Origin of the sequence: Corallococcus sp. AB032C, from assembly GCF_003668935.1 — a bacterium.
In the GTDB taxonomy this organism is placed as follows: domain Bacteria; phylum Myxococcota; class Myxococcia; order Myxococcales; family Myxococcaceae; genus Corallococcus; species Corallococcus exiguus.
In genome coordinates this window covers 53,054-80,010 of record NZ_RAWP01000005.1, presented here as the reverse complement: position 1 = coordinate 80,010, position 26,957 = coordinate 53,054, and the positions used below count along the sequence as shown (strand labels likewise).

The 26,957-nt window shown below is 69.4% G+C and carries 1 protein-coding gene (cut by a window edge); it reads right to left on the bottom strand.

Annotation, left to right across the window (positions count from 1 at the left end; all coding sequences use genetic code 11):
* A protein-coding gene (locus D7X99_RS03195; RefSeq protein WP_121776428.1) for a non-ribosomal peptide synthetase crosses the window boundary here: on the bottom strand, positions 1–26,957 show its 5' portion. It extends 2,401 nt beyond the left edge of the window; 26,957 of the gene's 29,358 nt are visible here — the first part of the coding sequence; the start codon lies at positions 26,955–26,957; its stop codon lies beyond the left edge, outside the window.

The following is a 26,957-nucleotide window of genomic DNA, read 5'->3' as shown; positions in this document are numbered from 1 at the left end:
GTCACCAGCTCGAAGGACCGCTCGACAGCGAGGCCCACGCGCGCACCCGGGGCGATGCCCAGGGCACGCAGGTGCCACGCCAGTTGGTTCGCGCGCGCGTCCAGTTGCCCATACGTCAGCGTCGCGTCGCCCAGCACCAGGGCCACCGCGTCGGGCGTGCGCTGGACCTGCCGGGCGAAGTGGACGTGGACGGGAACGTCCGTCGGGCTGGTGACGCTGGTGTCGTTCCACTCCACGAGGAGGCGCTGGCGCTCGTCGTTGGAGAGGAGCGGCAGGTGGGCCATCGCCTGTTCCGGCTTCGCGGCCACGGCCTCCAGCAGCGTGCGCAGGTGGCGGGCCATCCGCTCCATCGTGCTCCGCTCGAAGAGCGCGGTGCTGTACTCCAGCGTGCCTCGCAGTCCTTCGGACGTCTCCGTGAAGAAGACGCTCACGTCGAACTTCGAAGTCGACTGGGCGGCTTCCAGTCCGCGTAGGCGGAGCTCTGGGAGGCGCACGTCCTCCGTGGGCACGTTCTGGAGCGCGAGCAGCGTCTGGAAGAGCGGCGTGTGACTGAGGCTGCGCGTCGGCTGCAGGACCTCCACCAGCTTTTCGAACGGCACCTCCTGGTGCTCGTACGCGTCCAGCACCGCGGCGCGCACCTGCTGGAGCAGCGCCTGGAAGGACTGGCCCTCGTCCACCTTCGCGCGCAGGACGAGCGTGTTGACGAAGAATCCGATGAGGCCCTCTGTCTCCGCGCGGGTGCGGCCGGCGATGGGCGAGCCCACACTGAGGTCCTGCTGGCCCGTGTAGCGCGACAGCAGGCCCTGCCAGGCCGCGAGCAGCACCATGAAGAGCGAACCGCCTTCACGGTGGCCCAGGCTCCGCAGGGCTTCCGTCAGCTCCCTCGAAAGGGTGAAGCCGAAGGTCGCGCCCGAGGTGCTCCGGACGGCCGGGCGGGGGAAGTCGGTGGGCAGCTCCAGCACGGACGGGGCGCCGGAGAGCTTCGATTCCCAGTAGGCCATCTCCTGCCGCAGCGTCTCACCTGAAAGCGTGCGGCGCTGCCAGTCCGCGAAGTCCGCGTACTGCACGGGAAGGGCCGGAAGGGGCGACGGCTGTCCCGCGGAGAAGGCCGCGTAGAGGGCAGTGACTTCACGCACCAGCACACCCAGCGACCAGCCGTCGGAGACGATGTGGTGCAGGGTGACGACGAGCACGTGCTCGTGTTCAGCCAGCTTGAAGAGCAGCGTGCGGATGAGCGGACCGGTGCGCAGGTCGAAGGGCCGGCGCATCTCCTGTTCCACCTGGAACCGCGCTTCGGGCTCGCGCTGCGCCTCCGGCACATCCGAGAGGTCCACGAGCCCCAAGGGCACCGGGCTGTCGGAGTGGATGCGCTGGACCGGCTCTCCGTCCACCTGGGTGAAGGTGGTGCGCAGGGCGTCGTGTCGGCGTACGACTTCCTGCAGGGCACGCTCGAGCATGTCCGCGCGCAGGTAGCCTTCCAGCCGGACGGCGACGGGCACGTTGTAGAGGGGGCTGCCCGGTTCGAGCTGATCAATGAGCCACAGCCGCTGCTGCGCGAAGGACAGCGGCAGCGGACCGTCATGCGAGACGCGGGTGAGCTGCGAAGTACTTGTGCGGGTGAGCCCCGTCAGACGAACCGCGAGCGCTTCCACGGTGGGGGATTCGAACAGCGCGCGCAGGGGCAGTTCCACGCTGAACTCCGCGCGCACGCGCGACACCACCTGGGTGGCCAGCAGCGAGTGGCCACCCAGCTCGAAGAAGGAGTCCTTCACGCCCACCTGGGGCAAGCGGAGGACTTCCGCCCAGATGGAGGCCAGCTTCGCTTCGACTTCCGTGCGAGGCGCCACGTAGGTGTCGCCAGACTGAGGTGCCTCCGGCTCCGGCAGGGCCTTGCGGTCCACCTTGCCGTTGGAGTTGAGGGGCAGGGCGTCCAGCACGACGAAGGCGGCGGGCACCATGTACTCGGGGAGGCCCAGACGCAGATGCGTCTTGAGGGCTTCCACCTCCAGCGAGGCATTCGCCTTGGGCGTGACGTAGGCGACCAGCCGCTTGTCGGCGGCCTCACCCTTGGCGACGACGACGGCGTCCTTGAGGCCCGGGGCACGACGGAGGGCTGCTTCGATTTCGCCCAGCTCGATGCGGAAGCCACGCACCTTCACCTGGAAGTCGATGCGGCCGAGGTACTCCAGGCGCCCATCCAGGCGGTAACGGACGCGGTCGCCCGTGCGGTACATGCGGCCACCGGGAGGACCGTAGGGCTCGGGGATGAAGCGCTCGGCGGTGAGTTCCGGGCGCAGCAGGTAGCCGCGTGCCTGGCCTTCGCCCGCGAGGTACAGCTCGCCCGCGACGCCCACGGGCACCGGCTGCAGCGAAGCGTCCAGCACATAGGCACGCGTCGCGGGGAGCGGGCGGCCGATGAGGGGCACTTCGTTACGGCCGACGAGGGATGCGGTGGAGTAGGTGGTGTCCTCGGACGGGCCGTAGAGGTTGAAGAGCTTCTGCACCGTCGGGACGGCGTACACCTGCCTCGCAAGTGTCTCCGGCAGGGCCTCACCGGCGAGGTTGATGACGCGCACGGAAGGCGGCACCGCGCCCAGGCGCAGTAGCTGCGCCATGGCGGAGGGCACGGTGTTGATGAGGGTGACGTGGCCCGCGGTGGACAGCTCCGCGAGGTGCAGTGCGTTACGCGCTACCACCACCGCGCCACCACTGCTCAACGGAGCGAAGAGCTCGAAGACGGAGAGGTCGAAGTTGAGGCTTGTCGCGGCGAGCGTCCCCTTCAGTTCCTCCGGCGAGAAGGTCTCCAGGGCCCAGTGGAGGAACGCCACGGCGTTGCCATGGGAGATGGCGACACCCTTGGGACGGCCGGTGCTGCCGGAGGTGTAGATGAGGTAGGCGAGGTGGCCGGCGTGGATGTCCACAAGCGGAGCCGTCGTCGGTTGCTTCGCCAGCTCCGTGTCCGAGTCGAGGCACACCGGCGTGGCGGATGTCTCCGGCAGCGCCGAGAGCAGATGGGAGTGCGCGACAAGGGCAGGGCCCTGTGCGTCCTCCAGCAACCAGCCCAAGCGCTCACGCGGGTAGCTGGGGTCCAGCGGCACGTAGGCACCACCGGCCTTGAGAATGCCGAGAGCGCCGATGACGAGGTCCTCGGTGCGTTCGACACACAGGCCGACACGGACTTCGGGCCCGACACCCAAGCCTCGCAGTCGATTCGCGAGTTGGTTGGCCTTCGCGTCCAGCTCCCGATACGTCAGCTGTCGCTCAGGCGTGATGACGGCGAGGGCGTGCGGCGTGCGACGCACCTGGGCCTCGACCATCGCGGGAATGCTGGATTCCTTCGGCACCTGCGAGGCAGGCGCGTTCCACTCGACGAGGAGCTGTTGGCGCTCGGAGTCCGTAAGCAGAGGCAAGTCACCCAGTCGGGTGTCCGGCTTCTTCGCGATGGCCTCCAGCAACACGCCGAAGTGGCCGGCCATGCGCTGGATGGTCTCGGCATCGAACAGGTCCGTCGCGTACTCCAGCGTGCCGATGAATCCGTCCCGGCCTTCACGCAGACCGAGCGAGAGGTCGAACTTGGCGAAGTGTGATTCCAGCGGCAGTGCCTGGAAGGACAGACCCGGCAGACGCAGCGCCTCATTCGGCGTGTTCTGCAGGACGAACATGGCCTGGAAGAGCGGGCTGCGGCTCAGGTCGCGCGTGGGCTGCACGGCTTCAACCAGCTTCTCGAACGGCAGGTGCTGATGTTCGAAGGCCGCGAAGGTCGTGCCGCGCACTTGAGTCAGCAGCTCACGGAACGTTGCACGCGAGTCCAACTGGGCGCGCAGGACGAGCGTGTTGATGAAGAAGCCAATCAGACCTTCGGTCTCCGCCTGGGTGCGGCCCGCGATGGGCGTACCCACGCTGACGTCATCCTGTGCGGAGTAGCGCGACAGCAGCACCTGGAGCGCCGCCAGCAACGTCATGAACGGTGTGGCACCTTCCTGTTGTGCCAGGGCCTTGAGCGCGTGAGAGACCTCCGCGGGGATGCGCACGTCCACCGTTGCGCCTCGGTGCGACTGCACGGGCAGTCGCGGGCGGTCCGTGGGCAGCTCCAACGCAGAGGGCGCTCCGGAGAGCTGCTGTTTCCAGAAGTGGATCTGCGCGTCCAGCGCTTCACCCTGGAGCCAGTTTCGCTGCCACGCCGCGAAGTCCGCGTACTGCACGGGCAGCGGCGCGAACGTCGGCGTGCTGCTCGTGGAGAAGGCCTCGTAGAAGGCCACCATCTCCCGGACGAGGACGCCCATGGACCAGCCGTCGGAGACGATGTGGTGCATCGTCACGAGCAACAGATGTGAGTCCTCGGCCAGCCGCACCAACGTGCTGCGCAGCAGCGGTCCCCTGGCGAGGTCGAACGGCTTCCGCGCTTCCGCGTTGGCCAGTCGCCGCGCCTCTTCTTCCCGCAGCGTCTCAGGCCGGGTTGAGAGGTCCACGAGCGGCAGCGTCCAACCACTGGGCGCGTGGACGGTCTGGATGGGCTGGTCCTGGTGCTCGTGGAAGGTGGTGCGCAGTGCGTCGTGACGGGCGACGAGTGCCTCGAAGGTGCGGCGCAGGGCCTCGACGTCCAAGTGCCCCGAGAGCTGGAGCGCGGTGGGGATGTTGTACGAAGCGTCCCCGGGCTGGAGCTGATCCAACAACCACAGCCGCTGCTGCGCGAAGGACACCGGCAGCGGACCGTCATGCGAGACGCGGGTGAGCTTCGGAGCCTGGGAGGTGGCGCTCCCGTGCAGCCGCCCGGCGAGCGCCTCCACGGTGGGGGACTCGAAGAGCGCGCGCAGGGGCAACTCCACGCTGAACTCCGCGCGCACGCGGGACACGACCTGCGTGGCCAGCAGCGAGTGCCCACCCAGCTCGAAGAAGGAGTCCTTCACGCCCACCTGGGGCAGGCGCAGGACTTCGGCCCAGATGGAGGCCAGCTTCGCTTCGACTTCGGTGCGAGGCGCTTCGTAGGTGTTGCCGGACTGGGGCGCCTCCGGCTCCGGAAGGGACTTGCGGTCCACCTTGCCGTTGGAGTTGAGAGGCAGGGCGTCCATCACCACGAAGGTGGTGGGCACCATGTACTCGGGGAGTCCCTGACGCAGATGCGCCTTGAGGGCTTCCACCTCCAGCGAGGCCTCGGCCTTGGGCGTGACGTAGGCGACAAGGCGCTTGTCGGCGGCCTCACCCTTCGCGACGACGACAACGTCCTTGAGGCCTGGGGCGCGGCGGAGCGCGGCTTCGATTTCACCCAGCTCGATGCGGAAGCCACGCACCTTCACCTGGAAGTCGATGCGGCCCAGGTACTCCAGGCGCCCGTCGAGGCGGTAACGGACACGGTCGCCCGTGCGGTACATGCGGCCGCCGGGAGGACCGGAGGGCTCGGGCAGGAAGCGCTCGGCGGTGAGTTCCGGGCGCAGCAGGTAGCCACGAGCCTGGCCTTCGCCCGCGAGGTACAGCTCGCCTGCGACACCGACGGGCACCGGTTGCAGCGAAGCGTCCAGCACGTAGGCACGCGTCGCGGGCAGGGGCTTGCCGATGAGGGGCACTTCGTCACGGCCGACGAGGGAGGCAGTGGAGTAGGTGGTGTCCTCGGACGGGCCGTAGAGGTTGAAGAGCTTCTGCACCGTCGGGACTGCGTAGACCTGCTTCGCAAGCGTCTCCGGCAGGGCCTCACCGGCGAGGTTGATGACACGCACGGAGGGCGGCACCGCACCCAGGCGCAGCAGTTGCGCCATGGCGGAGGGCACGGTGTTGACGAGGGTGACGTGAGAGGCCGTAGGCAGCTCCGCCAGGTGTAGGGCGTTGCGAGCCACCACCACCGCACCGCCACTGCTCAACGGCGCGAAGAGCTCGAAGACGGAGAGGTCGAAGTTGAGGCTCGTCGCGGCGAGCGTTCCCTTCAGTTCCTCCGGCGAGAAGGTCTCCAGGGCCCAGTGGAGGAAGGAGACAGCGTTGCCATGGGAGATGGCGACGCCCTTGGGACGGCCGGTGCTGCCGGAGGTGTAGATGAGGTAGGCGAGGTGTCCGGCGTGGATGTCCACCACCGGAGCCGTCGTCGGCTGCTTCGCCAGCTCCACGTCCGAGTCGAGGCACACCGGCGTGGCGCTGGTTTCGGGCAGCGCCGATAGCAGATGGGAGTGCGCGACGAGGGCAGGGCCCTGAGCGTCCTCCAGCAGCCAACCCAAACGCTCACGCGGGTAGCTTGGATCCAGCGGCACGTAGGCGCCGCCAGCCTTGAGGATGCCGAGGGCACCGATGACAAGGTCCTCGGTGCGATCGACGCACAGGCCGACGCGGACCTCGGGCCCGACACCCAATCCACGCAGACGGTGCGCGAGTTGGTTCGCCTTCGCATCCAGCTCCCGGTACGTCAGCTGTCGCTCGGGCGTGATGACCGCGAGGGCGTCCGGCGTGCGATGCACCTGCGCCTCCACCATCGCGGGGATGCTGGACTCCTGCGGCACCTGCGAGGCAGGCGGATTCCACTCGACGAGGAGCTGTTGGCGCTCGGGGGCGGTGAGCAGCGGCAGGTCACCCAGTCGGGTGTCCGGCTTCGTTGCAACGGCCTCCAGCAACACGCTGAAGTGCCCAGCCAGGCGTTGGATGGTCGCCGCGTCGAAGAGGTCCGTCGCGAAGTCGAATGAACCGACGAATCCGTCTCGGCCTTCACGCAGACCCAGGGAGAGGTCGAACTTGGCGAAGTGTGATTCCAGCGGCAGTGCCTGGAAGGACAAGCCCGGCAGACGCAGCGCCTCGGTGGGCGTGTTCTGCAGGACGAACATGGCCTGGAACAGCGGGCTGCGGCTCAGGTCGCGCGTGGGCTGCACGGCTTCCACGAGCTTCTCGAACGGCAGGTGCTGATGGTCGTAGGCCGCGAGCGTCGTGTCTCGCACCTGGGCCAGCAGCTCCCGGAACGTCGCGCGCGGGTTCAGCTGGGCTCGCAGGACGAGCGTGTTGATGAAGAAGCCGATGAGGCCTTCGGTCTCCGCCTGGGTGCGGCCGGCAATGGGTGAACCCACGCTGACATCGTCTTGCGCGGAGTAGCGCGACAGCAGCACCTGGAACGCCGCCAGCAACGTCATGAACGGCGTGGCGCCTTCTCTCTGTGAGAGCGCCTTGAGGGCGTCCGCGATGTGCTTGGGAATGCGCACTTCCACCGAGTCACCCCGGTGCGACTGCACGGGCGGGCGCGGGTGGTCCGTGGGCAGCTCCAATGCCGCGGGCGCTCCGGAGAGCTGCTGCTTCCAGTAGTGGATCTGCGCGTCCAGCGCTTCACCCTGGAGCCAGTTCCGCTGCCACGTCGCGAAGTCCGCGTACTGCACCGGCAGCGGCGGGAGCGAGGGCGACTTGCCCGTGGAGAAGGCCGCGTAGAAGGTCGCCACTTCCCGGACGAGGACGCCCATGGACCAGCCGTCGGAGACGATGTGGTGCATCGTCACCAGCAGCAGGTGTGAGTCCTCGGCCAACCGTACCAGCGTGCTGCGCAGCAGCGGACCCCTGGCGAGGTCGAAGGGCCTCCGCGCTTCCTCGTTGGCCATCCGCTGCGCCTCTTCTGCCCGAAGGGCTTCAGGCCGGGCGGAGAGGTCCACGAGCGGCAGCGTCCAACCGCCGGGAGCGTGGATGTTCTGGATGGGCTGGTCCTGGTGCTCGTGGAAGGTGGTGCGCAGGGCCTCGTGGCGCTGGATGAGCGCTTCGAAGGCACGGCGCAGGGCGTCCACGTCCAACTGCCCAGAGAGCTGGAGCGCGGTGGGGATGTTGTACGACGCGTCTCCAGGCTGGAGCTGATCCAACAGCCACAGCCGCTGCTGCGCGAAGGACAACGGCCGCGGGCCGTTCGCGTGCGTCTGGGTGGGCGCGGGCAGGTGGAGGTTCGGCGTGGCCGTCTGGAGCCGCTCCGCGAGCGTGGCCACGGTGGGCGCTTCGAAGAGGGCCCGCAGCGGCAGTTCCACGCGGAACGTGGCGCGTACGCGCGAGACGAGCTGGGTCGCCAGCAGCGAATGACCGCCGAGCGCGAAGAAGTCGTCGTGGACGCCCACGCGCTCCACACGCAGCACCTGAATGAAGAGGGCCGCGAGCTGCTCTTCGGTGGGGGTACGCGGCGCGACGAAAGTGGACCCGAGCGCCGTGCCCTGGGGGGCGGGCAGTGACTTGCGGTCCACCTTGCCGTTGGTGTTGAGCGGCAGGGCCTCCAGCACGAGGAACGCGGAGGGCACCATGTACTCGGGCAGGTTCTGCTTGAGGAAGGTGCGCAGCTCGGTGGAGTCCAGGGACTCTCCCGCCTCAGGGACGAGATAGGCGACGAGCCGCTTGTCTCCGGGCACGTCCTCGCGGGCGAGGACAACGGCTTGATGCACGGCGGGATGTCCCAGCAGGCGGGACTCGATCTCACCCAGTTCGATGCGGAAGCCGCGGACCTTCACCTGGAAGTCAGCACGGCCCAGGTAGTCGAGCATTCCGTCGGCGCGCCAGCGCACCACGTCGCCCGTGCGGTAGAGGCGTGCACCCGGGGTGGAGGAGAAGGCATCCGGGATGAAGCGGTCCGCCGTCAGCTCCGGCCGATTGAGGTAGCCGCGCGCGACGCCCTCGCCACCGATGAAGAGTTCACCGGCGACGCCGACGGGAACGGGGCGCAGCGTGCGGTCCAGCACGTAGACGCGGACGTTGGGCAGGGGCCTGCCGATGGTGGGAGTCGGAGACGCATCGAAGGCGCAGGCGGTGGCGTCGACGGTGCACTCGGTGGGGCCGTAGACGTTGAAGACGCGCGGGCGCGGGGCCTGGGCCAGGTGACGCCAGGTGGCGGGGTCCACGGCTTCACCACCCACGAGGACGCGGTGGGGGATGGCCTTGCGCTCCAGCAGGCCTTCATCCACCAGCAGGCGCAGGTGCGCGGGAGAGCAGTCGAGGACGTCGAGGGCGTCCTTCTCGATGCGGTTGACGAGCTCTCCGACGTCGGCGCGTGCCTCGTCGGGGACGATGCAGAGGGTGTGGCCGTCGAGCACCTGGATGAGTTGCTTGACGGAGGCGTCGAAGGACAGCGGAGCGTTGACGCTGACACGCTCTCCCGGCCGCGCGTCCGCGTGCACGGTGGCGGCAAGGGCGACGCGAAGATTGAGCACGGAGCGGTGCTGAATCATCACGCCCTTGGGACGGCCGGTGCTGCCGGAGGTGTAGATGATGTACGCCAGATGCTCCGGGGTGACCGACGTCACCGGAGCGTCCTGGGACTCAAGAGCAAGGTCCGCGGCGTCGGAGTCCAGGCAGAGGGTGTGCGCGGAGTGCGGAGGAAGCGAGTCGCGCAGGCGCTGCTGGGTGAGGACGACGGGAGCGCCGGTGTCCTGGAGGACGTGGGCGAGCCAGTCACGCGGGTAGCTGGGGTCGATGGGGACGTAGGCGCCGCCGGCCTTGAGAGTGCCGAGGATGCCGACGAGGGCCTCCACGGAGCGCTCCACGCAGAGCACGACGCGCACGTCGGGGCCGACGCCCAGCTTCACCAGCCGGTGGGCCAGTTGATTGGCGCGGGTGTCCAGCTCACGGAAGGTGAGCTGCTCCTCGCGGCAGATGACGGCCAGCGCGTCGGGCGTGCGAAGGGCCTGGGCGCTGAAGGCGTCATGAATGCAGAGGTCGCGAGGGAACTCAGCGCTGGGGCCATTCCAGTCCACGAGGAGCCGCTGGCGCTCCGGAGCGGTGAGCAGCGGCAGGCCCGCGAGCGTCGCGTCCGGCTGGGCGGCGATGGACTCCAGCAGCACGCCCAGGTGTCCGGACATGCGCTGGACCGTCGAAACATCGAAGAGGTCCGTCGCGTACGTCAGCAGTCCGACGAAGCCCTGGGGCGACTCGCCGAGGGTGAGCGTGAGGTCGAACTTGGAGGACCGGGTGTCCACCGGGACGCTCTGGAAGGACAGCCCGGACACTCGGAGCGCTTCGGTGGGCGCGTTCTGCAGGGAGAACATCGCCTGGAAGAGCGCGCTGCGGCTCAGGTCTCGCGAGGGCTGGAGGACCTCCACCAGCTTCTCGAAGGGCAGGTGCTGGTGCTCATAGGCCGCGAGCGTCGTGCGGCGCACCTGCGCGAGGAACTCACGGAAGGTCGCCTGCGGCTGCACGTGGGCGCGCAGGACGAGCGTGTTGACGAAGAAGCCGATGAGGCCCTCGGTCTCCGCCTGGGTACGGCCCGCGATGGGCGTACCGACGCTGATGTCGTCCTGCGTGGAGTAGCGCGACAGGAGCAGCTGCCAGGCCGCGAGCAGCAGCATGAAGGGCGTGGCACCTTCATCCTGGGCCAGGGCCTTCAAGGACTGGGAGACCTCCAACGGGATGCGCACGTCCACCGTGGCGCCTCGGCGTGACTGCACCGGCGGACGCGGGCGGTCCGTGGGCAGGTCCAGCGCGGAAGGTGCCCCCCCGAGCTGCTTCTTCCAGTAGCCCAGCTGCGCGTCCAGGGCCTCGCCCTGGAGCCAGCCTCGCTGCCACATCGAGAAGTCCGCGTACTGCACGGGCAGCGGCGGGAGCGAGGGCCACTGGCCCGCGACGAAGGCTTCGTAGAAGGCCGCCACTTCCCGGACGAGGACGCCCATGGACCAGCCGTCGGAGACGATGTGGTGCATCGTCACCAGCAACAGGTGCGAATCCTGTCCCAGCCGCACCAGCGTGCTGCGCAGCAACGGGCCCGTGGTGAGGTTGAAGGCACGCCGGGCTTCCGTGGCCGCTGCGCGCTGGGCCTCCTCCTCCCGCTGCGTCTCAGGCAGGGACGTCAGGTCGATGAGGGGCAGCTCCCAGTTGGAGGGCTCCTGGATGCATTGCGACGGTTCCTCCTGCGACGTGGAAAGCGTCGTGCGCAACGATTCGTGGCGCTCCACCAGCGCTTCGAAGGCGCGGCGCAACGACTCCAGGTCCACCGGGCCCGTCAGCCGCAGGGCGGTGGGGATGTTGTAGGAGATGTCTCCCGGCTGGAGCTGATCCAGTAGCCACAGGCGCTGCTGCGCGAAGGACAGCGGAATGGCGCCTTCGCGCGGCATGGGCCGCAGGGGCGGTGCGCGGAGCCCGGTGGTCTGGGCCTCCTCGAGCTTCGGCGCGAGGCGTTCGACGGTGGGCGCCTCGAAGAGGGCCCGCAGCGGCAGCTCCACACGGAAGGTGGAGCGCACACGCGAGACGAGCTGGGTGGCCAACAGCGAGTGGCCTCCCATGGCGAAGAAGTCGTCCCGCACGCCGATGCGCTCCACGCGGAGGACCTCGGCGAAGAGCGTGGCCAGCTGCTCCTCGGTGGCGGTGCGCGGCGCGACGAAGACGGTGCTCCGAGGCGTGTTCCCCGGCTCCGGCAGGGCCTTCCTGTCCACCTTGCCGTTGGCGTTGATGGGCAGCGCGTCCAGCACCATGAAGGCCGACGGCACCATGTACTCGGGCAGCCGCTGCTTGAGGCCTGCCCGGAGCGTGTCCGGGGTCGGCGCATGGCCCGCGCGCGCGGTGACGTAGCCGATGAGGCGCTTGTCCGCGCCGGTGCCCCGCGCCACGACGACCGCTTCGTTGACGCTGGCGGCGGAGCGCAGCGCGGTCTCGATTTCGCCCAGCTCGATGCGGAAGCCACGCACCTTCACCTGGAGGTCGACACGGCCCAGGAAGTCGAGCGTGCCGTCCTCCCTCCAGCGGGCCTGGTCACCGGTGCGGTAGAGGCGCTCGCCCGGATTGGAGGCGAAGGGGTGGGGGATGAAGCGCTCCGCGGTCAGGTCCGGGCGGTGCAGGTAGCCCCAGGCCAGGCCCTGGCCGCCGACGTACACCTCGCCGGCGATGCCCACGGGCACCGGGTGCAGGTGCGCGTCGAACACGTAGACCGTGGAGTTGGAGGGCGGCCGGCCGACGGGGATGGCGCCTTCCACGCGCGAGCCATGCCCCATGGCGAAGGTGGTGGCGAGGGTGGTGCTCTCCGTGGGGCCGTAGGCGTTGTGGAAGCTGGCGCCTTCGGGGATGCGGGCCAGGTGCTCGCGCACGCGGTCCGCGGGCAGCACGTCGCCACCGGAGAGAATCTGGCGCACGCCCGCGAGCGCTTCGCCCTGGTGCAGGGCCATCTGCTCGAAGAGCGCGGTCGTCAGGAACAGCGTCGTCACGCCGTGGTGGCGCAACAGCGCGGCCAGCTCCTCCAACGACAGCGAGTGGGGCGGCGCGAGGACGAGCTTCGAACCATTCAGCAGCGCGCCCCAGATTTCGAGCGTGGAGGCGTCGAAGGCGGTGGGGGCGACATGCAGCCAGACCTCGTCCGCGCCGAAGCGCATGAAGGTGCTGCCGACCACCATTCGCGTGATGCCCCGGTGCGGAATGCAGACGCCCTTGGGGCGGCCGGTGCTCCCGGAGGTGAACATCACGTAGGCCATGGCCTCGCCGTCCACGCGGACGTCGGGAGCGTGGGTGGGCCGCGTGGCGATGACGTCGCGCTGCGCATCCAGCCAGACGCGGGTGCCGGTGGCGGGCAGCAGTGACGCGAAGGGCTGGTGGGTGACGACGAAGTGGACGTCCGCGTCCTCCAACAGGGACGCGATGCGCTCCACGGGCGCATTGCGGTCCACCGGGACGTAGGTGGCACCCACCTTGAGGATGGCGAGGAGCGCCGCCACCAGCTCGAAGGACCGCTCGACGGCGAGACCGACACGCGCACCCGGCGCGATGCCGAGGTCGCGCAGGTGGTGGGCCAGTTGATTCGCGCGCACGTCCAGCTGCGCATACGTCAGCGAGGTCTCCCCCATGACGAGGGCGATGGCCTCGGGCGCGCGCTGCGCCTGCCGCGCGAAGTGGACGTGGACGGGGATGTCCGTGGGACTGGCGACGGCGGTGTCGTTCCACTCCACGAGGATGCGCTGACGCTCCTCGCTGGAGAGGAGGGACAGCCCGGTCACGGACTGCTCGGGCCTGGCGGCCACGGCCTCCAGCAGCGTGAGCAACTGGCGGGCCATCCGCTCCACGGTGCCGCGCTTGAAGAGGGCGGTGCTGTACTCCAGCGAACCCACGAAGCCCTGGGGCGAGTCCTGCATCGCCAGGTTGAGGTCGAACTTGGCGGAGCGCCCTTCGGTGATGACCTGCTGGAAGGTGAGGCCGCGAACGCGCAGGTCTCCCACCGGGGCGTTCTGGAGGGCGAACATCACCTGGAACAGCGGGCTGCGGCTCGCGTCCCGCACGGGCTGGAGGACCTCCACCAGCTTCTCGAACGGCAGGTGCTGGTGCTCGTAGGCCGCGAGCGTCGTGCCGCGCACCTGGGCGAGCAGCGTCCGGAAGGAGTCCTCCGGCGCCACGCGCGTGCGCAGGACGAGCGTGTTGACGAAGAAGCCGATGAGGCCCTCGGTCTCCGCCTGCGTGCGGCCCGCGATGGGCGAGCCCACGGTGATGTCGTCCTGCGCGGAGTACCGCGACAGGAGCACCTGGAACGCCGCCAGCAGCACCATGAAGGGCGTGGCGCCTTCACGCTGGGCCAGCGTCTTGAGCGCTTCGGACGTCGCCTGGGGAATCCGGACGGAGACGGCCGCACCCTGGTGGGACTGGATGGCCGGGCGCGGGTGGTCGGTGGGCAGCTCCAGCGCGAACGCCGCGCCCGTGAGCTGCTGCTTCCAGTAACCCAGCTGCGCGTCCAGCGCCTCGCCCTGGAGCCACTGGCGCTGCCGTTCCGCGAAGTCCGCGTACTGCACCGGCAGCTGGGCCAGCGTGGGCGTCTGGCCGGAGGTGAAGGCCTCGTAGAAGGTGATCAGCTCGCGGACGAGCACGCCCATGGACCAGCCGTCGGAGACGATGTGGTGCATCGTCACGAGCAGGAAGTGGTCCTCCTCCGCCAGCCGCACCAGCGTCGTGCGCAGGAGCGGCCCGCGCTCCAGGTGGAAGGGCTGGTTCGCTTCCTTCGCGATGCGACGCTGGGCTTCGGCTTCACGCTGCGCGTCGGGCAGCGCGGACAGGTCCACGAGCGGCAGCGTCCACGCGTCCGGCAGGTGGATGTGCTGCGTGGCCTGTCCTTCATGCTCATGGAAGGTGGTGCGCAGGGATTCGTGACGCGCGACCAGGGACTCGAATGCGCGGCGCAGCGACGCCACGTCCACCGGGCCCTGCAGCCGGAGCGCGGACGGAATGTTGTACGACGCATCCCCCGGCGTGAGCTGATCCAGGAACCAGAGGCGCTGCTGGGCGAAGGAGAGCGGAATGGCTCCGGTGCGTGAGGTGGGCCGGAGCGGAAGAGCCCCTCGGGCCGCGGCGGGCCGCGCGTCCGCGAGCTTCAGCGCGAGGGCGGCGACGGTCGGCGCATCGAAGAGGGCCCGCAGGGGCAGCTCCAACCCGAGCGTGGCCCGAACGCGCGAAACGAGCTGGGTGGCCAGCAGCGAGTGGCCTCCCAACGCGAAGAAGTCATCGTGGAGGCCCACCTGCGCCACCCGGAGGACTTCGGCGAAGAGGGCCGCCAGCTGCTTCTCCGTGGCGGTGCGCGGTGCGACGTAGGCGACGGCGCGCGCGGTCTCCTCCGGCTCCGGCAGGGCCTTGCGGTCCACCTTGCCGTTGGCGTTGAGAGGCAGCGCGTTCAGCACCACGAAGGCCGACGGCACCATGTACTCCGGCAGGCTCCGCCGGAGGTGGGCCTTGAGCGCGTCCGAGTCCAGCGAGTGGCCTTCGCTCGCGGTGACGTAGGCGATGAGGCGCTTGTCCGCGTCCGAGCCCCGGGCCACGACGACGGCCTCGTTGACGCCCGGGAAGGCGCGCAGCGCGGCTTCGATTTCGCCCAGCTCGATGCGGAAGCCACGCACCTTCACCTGGAGGTCGACGCGGCCCAGGAAGTCGAGCGTGCCGTCCGTCTTCCAGCGGGCCTGGTCGCCCGTACGGTAGAGGCGCTCGCCCGGCGTGGAGGCGAAGGGATGGGCGACGAAGTGTTCCGCGGTCAGGTCGGGGCGGTTCAGGTAGCCCCAGGCCAGGCCCTGTCCGCCGACGTACACCTCACCCGCGACGCCCTCGGGCACCGGGCGCAGGTTCGCGTCGAGCACGTAGACCGTGGAGTTGGAGAGCGGCCGGCCGATGGACACCGAACTGCCCACCACCGAATCGCGATGCATGGCGAAGGTGGTGGAGAAGGTGGTGTTCTCCGTGGGGCCGTAGCCGTTGATGAAAGTGGTGCCTTCCGGGATGCGCGCGAGGTGTTCGCGCACACGGGCGGCGGGCAGCACGTCGCCACCGGCGAGGACCTGACGCACGCCCGCGAGCGCTTCGCCCTGGTGCAGGGTCATCTGCTCGAAGAGGGCGGCGGTGAGCCAGAGCGACGTCACGCGTTGGTGGCGCAGTTGCGCGGCCAGTTCCTCCAGGGACAGGGAGTGCGGCGGAGCGAGGACGAGCTTCGCGCCGTGCAGCAGCGCGCCCCAGATTTCGAGCGTGGACGCGTCGAAGGCAACAGGGGCGGCCTGGAGCCAGACTTCATCCGGTCCGAAGCGCATGAAGGTGCTGCCGAGCACGAGGCGCGTGATGCCCCGGTGCGGCACGCAGACGCCCTTGGGGCGGCCCGTGCTGCCAGAGGTGAACATCACGTAGGCCAGGGCTTCACCGTCCACGCGGACGTCCGGCGCATGCGTGGGGCGCGCGGCGATCTCCGCGGCCTGGGTATCCAACCAGACGCGGGTGCCGGAAGCGGGCAGCAGTGACGCGAAGGGCTGGTGCGCGAGCGTCACGCTGACGTCCGCATCCTCCAGCAGTGCGGCGATGCGCTCCACGGGCGCATTGCGGTCCACGGGAACGAAGGCCGCGCCCACCTTGAGGATGGCGAGGAGCGAGGCCACCAAATCGAAGGACCGCTCGATGGCGAGGCCAATGCGTGCACCGGGGATGATGCCCAGGGCCCTCAGGTGATGGGCCAGTTGGTTCGCGCGTGAATCCAACTGCGCATACGTCAGCGAGTCATCCCCCAGCACCAGTGCCACCGCGTCGGGCGTTCGCTGCGCCTGCTGGGCGAAGTGGACGTGGACCGGCACGTCCGTCGGGCTGACGGCGACCGTGTCATTCCATTCCACGAGGACGCGCTGACGCTCCTCGCTGGAGAGGAGGGACAGTCCGGCCACGGGCTGCTCGGGCTTCGCGGCCACGGCCTCCAGCAGCGTGCGCAGATGGCTGCCCATCCGCTCGATGGTGCTCCGCTCGAAGAGCGCGGTGCTGTACTCCATCCAGCCGGTGAAGCCCTGCGGTGAGTCCTGCAGCGTCAGGGTGAGATCGAACTTGGCGGAGTGGCCCTCGGCGACGACCTGCCGGAAGGTGAGGCCCGGAACGCGCAGCGCTTCTCCCGGGGCGTTCTGGAGGACGAACATCACCTGGAAGAGCGGGCTGCGGCTCGCGTCCCGCACGGGCTGGAGGACCTCCACCAGCTTCTCGAAGGGCACGTGCTGATGCTCGTACGCCGCGAGCGTCGTGCCGCGCACCTGGGCGAGCAGCGTCCGGAAGGAGTCCTCCGGCGCCAGGCGTGTGCGCAGGACGAGCGTGTTGACGAAGAAGCCGATGAGTCCTTCGGTCTCCGCCTGCGTGCGGCCCGCGATGGGCGAACCCACGGTGATGTCGTCCTGGCCTGCGTAGCGCGACAGGAGCACCTGCCAGGCCGCGAGCAGCAGCATGAAGGGCGTGGCGCCCTCGCGCTGGGCCAGGGCCTTGAGCGCGTCGGACGTCGCCTGGGGAATCCTCACGGCGTGGGTCGCGCCCGCGTGGGACTGGATGGCCGGGCGGGGATGATCCGTGGGCAGCTCCAGCGTGGCCGCAGCCCCTCCGAGCTGCTGCTTCCAGTAGCCCAGCTGCGCGTCGAGCGTCTCGCCCCGGAGCCAGTCGCGCTGCCACGCCGCGAAGTCCGTGTACTGCACCGGCAGTGGGGCCAGGGTGGGCGCCTGACCGGTACTGAAGGCCTCATAGAAGGCCACCAGCTCGCGGACGAGCACACCCATGGACCAGCCGTCGGAGACGATGTGGTGCATCGTCACGAGCAACAGGTGCTCTTCCGCCGCCAGCCGCACGAGCGCGGTGCGCAGCAGCGGACCGCTCCGCAGGTCGAACGGCTGACGTGCATCCGCTTCGACCTTCCGCTGTGCTTCGTCTTCGCGCCGCGCCTCGGGCAGCGTGGAGAGGTCGGTGAGCGGCAACGCCCATGTGCCGGGCGTGTGGATGTGCTGGGTGGCCTGCCCCTCGCTGTCGCGGAAGGTGGTGCGCAGGGCGTCGTGACGAGCGACCAGCGCTTCAAAGGCGCGGCGCAGCGACTCCACGTCCACCTGGCCCGTCAGCCGGAGCGCCGTGGGGAGGTTGTAGGACGCATCCCCCGGCGTGAGCTGATCCAGGAACCAGAGCCGCTGCTGGGCGAAGGAAAGGGGCTGAGGCCCGTCCGCCTGGGTCCGGGTGAGCGGCGGGAGGCGGAGGCTCGGCGTCTGGGATTGGAGGCGCTCGGCGAGCGTGGCCACGGTGGGCGCTTCGAAGAGGGCCCGCAGCGGCAGCTCCGCGCGGAAGGTGGCGCGGATGCGAGAGACGAGCTGGGTGGCCAGCAGGGAGTGGCCACCCAGGGCGAAGAAGTCGTCGTGGATGCCCACGCGCTCCACGCGCAGCACCTGCGTGAAGAGGGCCGCGAGTTGCTCTTCGGCGACGGTGCGCGGCGCGACGTAGGTGGATGCGAGTGCGGTGCCCTGGGGCGCGGGCAGGGCCTTGCGGTCCACCTTGCCGTTGGTGTTGAGCGGCAGCGCTTCCAGCACGAGGAGCGCGGAGGGGCGCATGTGCTCGGGCAGGAGCTGCTTGAGCCAGTCCTTGAGGAACTCAGGCGTGGGCGCGGACTCCGTGCCTTCCGGAGGCACCACGTAGGCAACGAGCCGCTTGTCGCCGGGCACATCCTCGCGAGCCAACACCACTGCGGCGTGCACCTGGGGATGCTTGAGGAGCGCGGCTTCGACTTCACCCAACTCGATGCGGAAGCCGCGGACCTTCACCTGGAAGTCAGCGCGGCCCAGGTAGTCGAGCACCCCGTCCGCGCGCCAGCGCACCACGTCGCCGGTGCGGTAGAGGCGTGCACCGGGCGTGGAGGAGAATGCATCCGGGATGAAGCGGTCCGCTGTCAGCTCCGGCCGGTTGAGGTAGCCGCGCGCGACGCCCTCACCGCCGATGAAGAGCTCACCTGCGACGCCCACGGGAACGGGGCGCAACGTGCGGTCGAGCACGTAGACGCGGACGTTGGGCAGGGGCCTGCCGATGGTGGGCGTGGGGGACGCGTCGAAGGCGCAGGCAGTGGCGTCGACGGTGCACTCGGTGGGGCCGTAGACGTTGAAGACGCGCGGGCGCGGGGCCTGGGCCAGGTGACGCCAGGTGGCGGGGTCCACGGCTTCACCACCCACGAGGACGCGGTGGGGGATGGCCTTGCGCTCCAGCAGGCCTTCATCCACCAGCAGGCGCAGGTGCGCGGGAGAGCAGTCGAGGACGTCCAGCGCGTCCTGGGCAATCCGGTTGACGAGTTCGCCGACGTCGGCGCGCGCCTCGTCTGGGACGATGCAGAGGGTGTGGCCGTCGAGCACCTGGATGAGCTGCTTGACGGAGGCGTCGAAGGAGAGCGGCGCGTTGACGCTGACGCGCTCCCCGGGCCGGGCGTCCGCGTGCACGGTGGCGGCGAGAGCGACGCGAAGATTGAGCACGGAGCGGTGCTGAATCATCACGCCCTTGGGACGGCCGGTGCTGCCGGAGGTGTAGATGATGTACGCCAGATGCTCTGGCGTGACCGACGTCACCGGAGCGTCCTGGGACTCAAGAGCGAAGTCCGCGGAGTCGGAGTCCAAGCAGAGGGTGTGCGCGGAGTGGGGAGGCAGTGAGTCGCGCAGGCGCTGCTGGGTGAGGACGACGGGAGCGCCGGTGTCCTGGAGGACGTGGGCGAGCCAGTCACGCGGGTAGCTGGGGTCGATGGGGACGTAGGCGCCACCGGCCTTGAGGGTGCCGAGGATGCCAACGAGGGCCTCCACGGAGCGCTCTACGCACAGCACGACGCGTACATCGGGGCCAACGCCCAGCTTCACCAGCCGGTGCGCAAGCTGATTGGCGCGGGTGTCCAACTCACGGAAGGTGAGCTGCTCCTCGCGGCAGATGACAGCCAGCGCGTCGGGCGTGCGGAGGGCCTGGGCACTGAAGGCGTCATGAAGGCAGAGGTCACGCGGGAACTCAGCGCTGGGGCCATTCCAATCCACGAGGAGCCGCTGGCGCTCCGGAGCGGTGAGCAGCGGCAGGCCCGCGAGCGTCGCGTCCGGCTGGGCGGCGATGGCCTCCAGCAGCACGCCCATGTGGCCCACCAGGCGCTGCATGGTCGAGGCATCGAAGAGGTCGCTGCTGTACTCCAGGACGCCCACGAAGCCCTGGGGCGAGTCCTGCATCGTCAGCGTCAGGTCGAACTTCGCGGAGTTCGATTCGAGCGGAAGCTGCTCGAACAACAGGCCCGGCACGCGCAGCGCTTCCATGGGCGTGTTCTGCAAGGAGAACATCGCCTGGAAGAGCGCGCTGCGGCTCAGGTCGCGAACGGGCTGGAGGGTCTCCACCAGCTTCTCGAACGGCACGTGCTGGTGCTCGTAGGCCGCGAGCGTCGTTCCTCGCACCTGGGCCAGCAACTGGCGGAAGGTCGCCTGTGGCTGCACGTGGGCACGCAGCACCAGCGTGTTGACGAAGAAGCCGATGAGGCCCTCCGTCTCCGCTTGGGTGCGGCCGGCGATGGGCGTACCGACGCTGATGTCGTCCTGCGTGGAGTAGCGCGACAGGAGCACCTGCCAGGCCGCGAGCAGCAGCATGAAGGGCGTGGCGCCTTCACGCTGGGCCAGGGTCTTGAGGGCGTCGGAGAGTTGCGCCGGAACGCGCATGTCCACCGCGGCGCCACGATGCGACTGCACGGGCGGACGCGGGCGGTCCGTGGGCAGGTCCAGCGCGGCGGGTGCTCCCGCGAGCTTCTCCTTCCAGTAGGCGAGCTGGGTTTCCAGCGTTTCGCCCTGCAGCCATGACCGCTGCCAGACGGAGAAGTCCGCGTACTGCACGGGCAGGGGCGCGAGGGTGGGCAGGTGAGCCGTGTGGAACGCCGCATAGAGCGCGGTGAGCTCCCGGACGAGGACGCTCATGGACCAGCCGTCGGAGACGATGTGGTGCATCGTCACCAGCAGCAGGTGCTCCGCGTCGCCCAGGCACACCAGCGACGTGCGGAGGAGTGGGCCGACTTCCAGGTCAAAGGGACGCCGGGCCTCCAGGTTCGCGAGGCGCCGTGCCTCTTCTTCCCGCCGGGCCTCGGGCACCGAGGACACGTCGAGCAGGGGCAGCGTCCACGTCCCAGGCGAGTGGATGCGCTGCGCGGGATCGCCCTGGTGCTGGAAGAAGGTGGTGCGCAGCGTTTCATGCCGCGCGACCAGCGACTCGAAGGCACGGCGCAGGGATTCCACGTCCACCTGGCCCTTCAGGCGCAGGGCCGCGGGGATGTTGTACGCGGCGCTGCCTGGCTGGAGCTGATCCAACAGCCACAGCCGCTGCTGCGCGAAGGACAGGGGCGGCGGGCCCTCGTGGGTGGCGACAGGGAGTGGCGGGAGTCGGGAGCCAGCGGCGGCGGTGCGCAGGCGCTCGGCGAAGGCGGCGACGGTGGGAGCCTCGAAGAGGGCTCGAAGTGGCAGCTCCGCACTGAAGGCCGCGCGGACGCGGGAGACAAGCTGGGTGGCCAGCAGGGAGTGGCCACCGAGCGCGAAGAAGTCGTCGTGGACGCCCACGCGCTCCACGCGCAGGACCTGGGCGAAGACGTCCGCGAGCTTCTCTTCGGTGGCGTCGCGAGGAGCGACGAAGTCCGCGAGCGGTGAAGCGTCGGGAACGGGCAGTGCTTTCCTGTCCACCTTGCCATTGGGGCTGAGGGGGAGGGCCTCCATGACGACGAAGGCGGCGGGCACCATGTACTCGGGCAGCCGCTCCTTGAGGAACGTGCGCACCGCGGAGGTGTCCAACTGCTGGCCCGAAGTGGGCACGACGTAGGCGACGAGCCGCTTGTCCCCAGGGACGTCCTCACGAGCGACGACGACGGCTTCGTGCACGGAAGTGTGAGCGAGGAGGGATGCCTCGATTTCACCCAGCTCGATGCGGAAGCCACGCACCTTCACCTGGAAGTCGAGCCGCTGGAGGTAGTCCAGTTGTCCGTCGGCGCGCCAGCGCACGACGTCGCCCGTGCGGTAGAGGCGGGCACCCGGCGTGGAGGAGAAGGGGTGCGGGATGAAGCGCTCGGCACTCAGGGCCGGCTGGCCCAGGTAGCCCCAGGCAAGGCCCTCACTGGAGAGGAAGAGCTCACCGGGGACACCCACGGGCACCGGCTGGAGTTGAGCGTCGAGGACGTAGGTTCGGGTGTTGGCGATGGGGCGGCCGATGGGAGGTCGCGTGCCGTCGTCGCGCGAGGAGGCGGCGACGGGGGTGAAGGTGGCGACGACAGTGCTCTCGGTGGGCCCGTAGTGGTTGAAGAGGGCGGCGGGCACCGAAGGAGGCGGCCCGTGGTGCAGGGCATCGCCGCCTGTCAGCAGTGCACGCAGGGCGATGGGGCGGGGCCACTCCTCACGCAGCACGGCCTCGGCCAGAGGCGTCGGCATGAAGCAGGTGGTGATGGCTTCGCGGGCCAGCCATTGCAGCAACTGGGAGGGCTCCGCACGCACGGCGTCGGGAGGGACGACGAGGCTGGCGCCAGAGGCGAGGGAAGGCCATACCTCCCAGGTGGAGGCGTCGAAGGCGACGCCCGCGGTGAGTGCGGTGGAGTCCTGGGGAGACAGCGAATAGGTGCGCTGGTGCCAGGAGACGAGGTTCATCAACGCGCGGTGGTGGACGGCGACGCCCTTGGGCCGGCCGGTGCTGCCGGAGGTGTAGATGACGTAGGCCAAATCCTCCGGGCCCACGGGCATCACCAGCAGCGGCTGATGAAGTGCCGCAGTCTCCACTTCAAGCGCGAGGACGCGAGTGGAGAGGGAGGGCAGCGAGTCGCGCAGGTGCTGCTGGGTGAGGAGGACGGAGGCGCCGCAGTCCTCCAGCATGAAGGCCAGACGCTCCGGCGGGACACCGGGAGAGACGGGGACGTAGGCGGCGCCCACCTTGAGTGCGGCGAGGAGGCCCGCCACCAACTCAGGAGAGCGCTCAGCGAGGACGGCGACGCGGCTGCCACGGGAGACACCGGCCGCGTGCAGTTGGACAGCAAGGCCATGGGCCCATGCTTCAAGGCCCGCGTAGCTGAAGCTTCTCTCCCCCATGCGCACGGCGACAGCATCAGGCGTGCGTCGAGCGTGCTCCGCGACGACGTGGTGGATGCAGATGTCGCGCGGGAATGCGACGTCCGTCTCGTTCCACTCAACGAGGAACTGCTTCCGCTCCTCCGCCGTCATCACCTCCAGCGTGGACACGCGAGCGTCGGGCTGGGCGGCGAGAGAGGAGAGAAGGACGCCGAAGTGGCCCATGAGGCGTTGGGCGGTGGAGGCGTCGAAGAGGTCGGAGCTGTACTCGAGGAAACCGGTGAGGCCCTGAGGCACCTCGAAGAGGGTGAGGGCCAAATCGAAGCGGGAGGAGTTGCCCTCCAGGGGAATGGGCTGGAAGGCCATGCCCGGCACGCGCAGGGCTTCTGCGGGTGCGTTCTGCAAGACGAGCATGACTTGGAAGAGAGGGCTGCGGCTCAAGTCACGCGAGGGCTGGAGGACCTCCACCAGCTTCTCGAAGGGGACGTGCTGGTGCTCGTAGGCCCCGAGCGTTGTGGCCTTCACCTGGGCCAGCAACTGGCGGAAGGAGTCCTCCGGGCGCACGTGGGCGCGCAACACCAGCGTGTTGACGAAGAATCCGATGAGGCCCTCGGCCTCGGAGTGGGTGCGGCCCGCGATGGGGGAGCCGACGCTGATGTCGTCCTGGCCTGAGTAGCGCGACAGCAGCAGTTGGAATGCGGAGAGCAGCAACATGAAGGGCGTGGCGCCCTCCCGCTGAGCCATGCTGCGAAGGGAGTCCGTCAGCTGCGACGGGAAGTGCACGGGCACCGTGGCACCGCGCCGTGACTGCACGGCCGGACGCGGCCGGTCCGTGGGCAGCTCCAGCGCGGCGGGAGCACCGGACAGCTGCTGCTTCCAGTATCCGAGCTGCGACTCCAGCGTCTCGCCCTGGAGCCACTGGCGCTGCCAGAGGGCGAAGTCCGCGTACCGCACGGGCAGCGGTGGCAGGGAGGGAGCCCGGCCGCCACTGAAGGACTCATAGAGGCTCGCCAGTTCACGGACGAGGACGCCCATGGACCAGCCGTCGGAGACGATGTGGTGCATCGTCGCGAGGAGGACGTGGGAATCCTCTGAAAGCTTGAGGAGGGCTGTGCGCAGCAAAGGCCCGTGGACGAGGTGGAAGGGCTGCCGGGCCTCACGGGTGGCAAGCCGCAACGTCTCCGCCTCGCGTGCGGACTCCTCCAGGGAAGAGAGGTCTTCCACCGGGAGCGCCCATGCGGCCGGGGCATGGATGCGCTGGAAGGGCTGGCCCTCCTCTTCGAAGAAGGTGGTGCGCAGCGCTTCATGGCGCGCCACGAGCGCCTCGAAGGCACGGCGAAGGGCCTCCACATCCAGGCGCCCCAGGAGGCGCAGCGCGACGGGCAGATTGTAGGAGGCGTCGTCCGGGGTCAGTTGGTCGAGGAACCAGAGGCGCTGCTGAGCGAAGGAGAGAGGCAGGTGTCCTTCGGTGCGCGTGCGCGTCAGGGAGGGCAGACGCGTGCCGGTCGTGGCGCGCTGGAGGCGTTCAGCCAGGGCGGCGATGGTGGGGGCCTCGAAGAGGGCGCGGAGGGGCAGCTCCACGTCGAGCGCCGCGCGCACGCGGGCCACCAACTGCGTGGCGAGCAGGGAGTGGCCACCCAGCTCGAAGAAATTGTCCGTGCGGCCCACGGTGGGCACACGAAGCACTTCGCTCCACAGGGCCGCGAGCTTCTCCTCCAGCGGCGTCGCTGGGGCCTCGTAGGCGTGCGAAGCCCGAAGCGCGCTCACGTCCGGAGCAGGGAGTGCCTTGCGGTCCACCTTGCCGTTGGAAGTCAGCGGCAGCACGTCCAGAGGGACGAAGGCGGCGGGCACCATGTACTCAGGCAGGTGCTGCTTGAGGTGCGCGCGGAGGGCCGTGACATCAAGGGCGTCGCCGACGACATAGGCCACCAGTCGCCTGTCACCCGGAGAGTCCTCACGGGCGAGCACGACGGCGTCCTTCACGGCAGGGGCTGCGCGCAGGGCGTTCTCGACTTCACCCAACTCGATGCGGAAGCCGCGCACCTTCACCTGCGCGTCGATGCGACCGACGAAGTCCAATTGGCCGTCCGTCCGCCAGCGCACCACGTCGCCCGTGCGGTAGAGACGGGCGCCGGGAGTGGAGGAGAACGCGTCCGGAATGAAGCGCTCGGCGGTGAGGCCGGGCCGTCCCGCATAGCCTCGCGCCACGCCGACGCCACCGATGTGCAACTCACCGCGCACGCCCACGGGCACCGGCTGCCCATGCGGGTCCAGCACATAGACGCGTACGTTCGCCAGCGGCTTGCCGATGGACGGCACGTTCCCATCCGCTACCACCTCACCGAAGGTGGCGATGACGGTGGCTTCGGTAGGACCGTAGGTATTGAGCAGGCGCCGTCCCGGGGCCCAACGCGCGACGACGTCCGCGGGCAGGGCTTCGCCGCCGGAGATGACGGTGCGCACCTTGGGGAGTCCCTCGGAGGACGTTGCTGCCAGTGCCGCGGGGGTGAGGCTGACGACGCTCAACTCCTGCTCACGCAGCAGCACGGGCAGCGGCGCGCCCGGCATCAGCTTCTCCAGCGGCGCGAGCACCAGCGTGGCGCCGTTGCAGAGCGTGGTGAAAATCTCCTCCACGGAGAGGTCGAAGCTGAGGCTGGCGAACTGCAACACTCGGCTGCCGGGCCCAATGCCGTAGGCCACCGCCTCGTGGGTGACGAGGTTGGCGACGCTGCGGTGCTCCACCGCCGTGCCCTTGGGCGTGCCAGTGCTGCCCGAGGTGTAGAGGAGGTACGCCATGTTCGCGGGCGTCACTCCCGTTACGGGCGCATCCGTCGGCTCCGCGGCGAGAGCACCGCGCTCCGTATCCAGGCAGAGCGCGCGCGCATGCAGCGCTTCGGGGAAGCGGTCCACGAGTGGCTGCTGGGTGACGAGCACCTGGGCCGCGCTGTCCTCCAGCATGAAGGCAAGACGCTCACGAGGCAGGAGCGGATCCACGGGCACCCAGGCACCACCGGCCTTCAGGATGCCAAGCAGACCGATGGCGATATCGAGGGAGCGCTCGACACTGAGTGCAACGCGGACCTCGGGTCCCACGCCACGACGGCGAAGGGCATGGGCGAGCTGATTGGCGCGCGCATCCAGTTGCGCGTACGTCAGCTGCGTCCCCTCGAACACAGCAGCCAGTGCCTCTGGAGCGCGCCGCACCTGCGCCTCGAAGAGCGAATGCATGCACGCTTCGGGGAAGGGCGCGCGCGTCGCATTCCACTCCACCAGCATCTGCTGGCGCTCTGCTCCCGCGAGCAGCTGCAGCGACGACACGCGGTGATCCGGATGCGCGACGGCCTCCTGAAGGAGCACACGCAGGTGCTCAGCCATGCGTGCGGCGGTGGAGGCGGTGAAGATGTCGGTGGTGTACTCGAGGTAGCCCTTGAGGCCTGCGTCGGTCTCCAGCACCTGGAGGGTGAGATCAAACTTGGCGGAGAAGGTGTCGAGCTCCAGTGCCTCCAGCTTGACGCCCTCGACGGAGGCGGAGCCGCGGAAGGAGGCCTGGTAGGTGAGCATCACCTGGAAGAAGGGAGTACGGCCCGGGATGCGCTCGGGCTTCAACTCCTCCACGAGGCGCTCGATGGGCAACTCCTGGTGCTCCTGCGCCCCCAGCACCGTCTCCCGCACCTGACGCAGCAGTGTGCGGAAGGACGCCGTGTCCGTCACCCGAGTGCGAAGCACCTGGGCGTTGACGAAGAGGCCGATGAGGCTCTCCACCTCACCGCGAGTGCGGCCGGCCATGGGAGAACCGACGGTGACGTCCTCCTGTCCGGAGTAGCGGGCCATCAGCATCTGCCAGCCCGTCAGCAGCGCCATGTAGAGGGAGGCACCTTCCTGCTGCGCGAGTGCTTTCAGCGCGTCCGTCAACTCGCGCGGCAGCAGCACGTCATGCCGGGCGCCTCGTCCGTCGCGGGTGGCGGGGCGGGGAAAGTCGGTGGGCAACTCCAGCGCGGAGGGCACTCCGGCCAGCTGCCGCTTCCAGTAATCGAGTTGCTTCTCCAGCCGAGGCCCCTGCATCCACTCGCGCTGCCAGACGCCGAAGTCCGCGTACTGGATGCCCAGCGGCGGCAGAGGCGCCGTCTGTCCTCGCGCGAGCGCGCCGTAGAGCAGCGCCACCTCGCGCACCAGCAGCGTCATGGACCAACCGTCGGAGACGATGTGGTGGACCACCACGACGAGCAGGTGCTCTCCCGGTGCCGACGTCAGCAGGAGCGCGCGCAGCAGCGGCCCCTTCGCGAGGTCGAAGGGCTGGGCCGCGGCTTCACGCGCCAGTCGCCACGCCTCTTCCGGCGGCGAGCCCGTGAGGTCCTTGCGCTCCAGGGTGAGCATCGGCTCCGGCGACACCACCTGCACGGGGCCGGAGACGTCCTCGCGGAAGGTGGTGCGCAGCACCTCATGACGGCGCACGACTTCTTGCAGCGCGCGCTCCAGCACGGCCACGTCGAGCGCACCCTCCAGACGCACCGCCATGGGCACGTTGAAGAGGGAGGTGCCGGGTTGCAGCTGATCAATGAACCAGAGGCGCTGCTGCGCGAAGGACAGCGGCAGCGGGTGCGTGCGGTCCTGCACCGGGATGAGACCTTGGACGGAGTTGCCCGCGATGGCCTTCTGCGCGGCCATCTTCTTCAGCAACTCGGCGCGCTTTTCCGGTGAGAGGTTGGCGATCCGCTTCGACAGATCCTGGCTCAT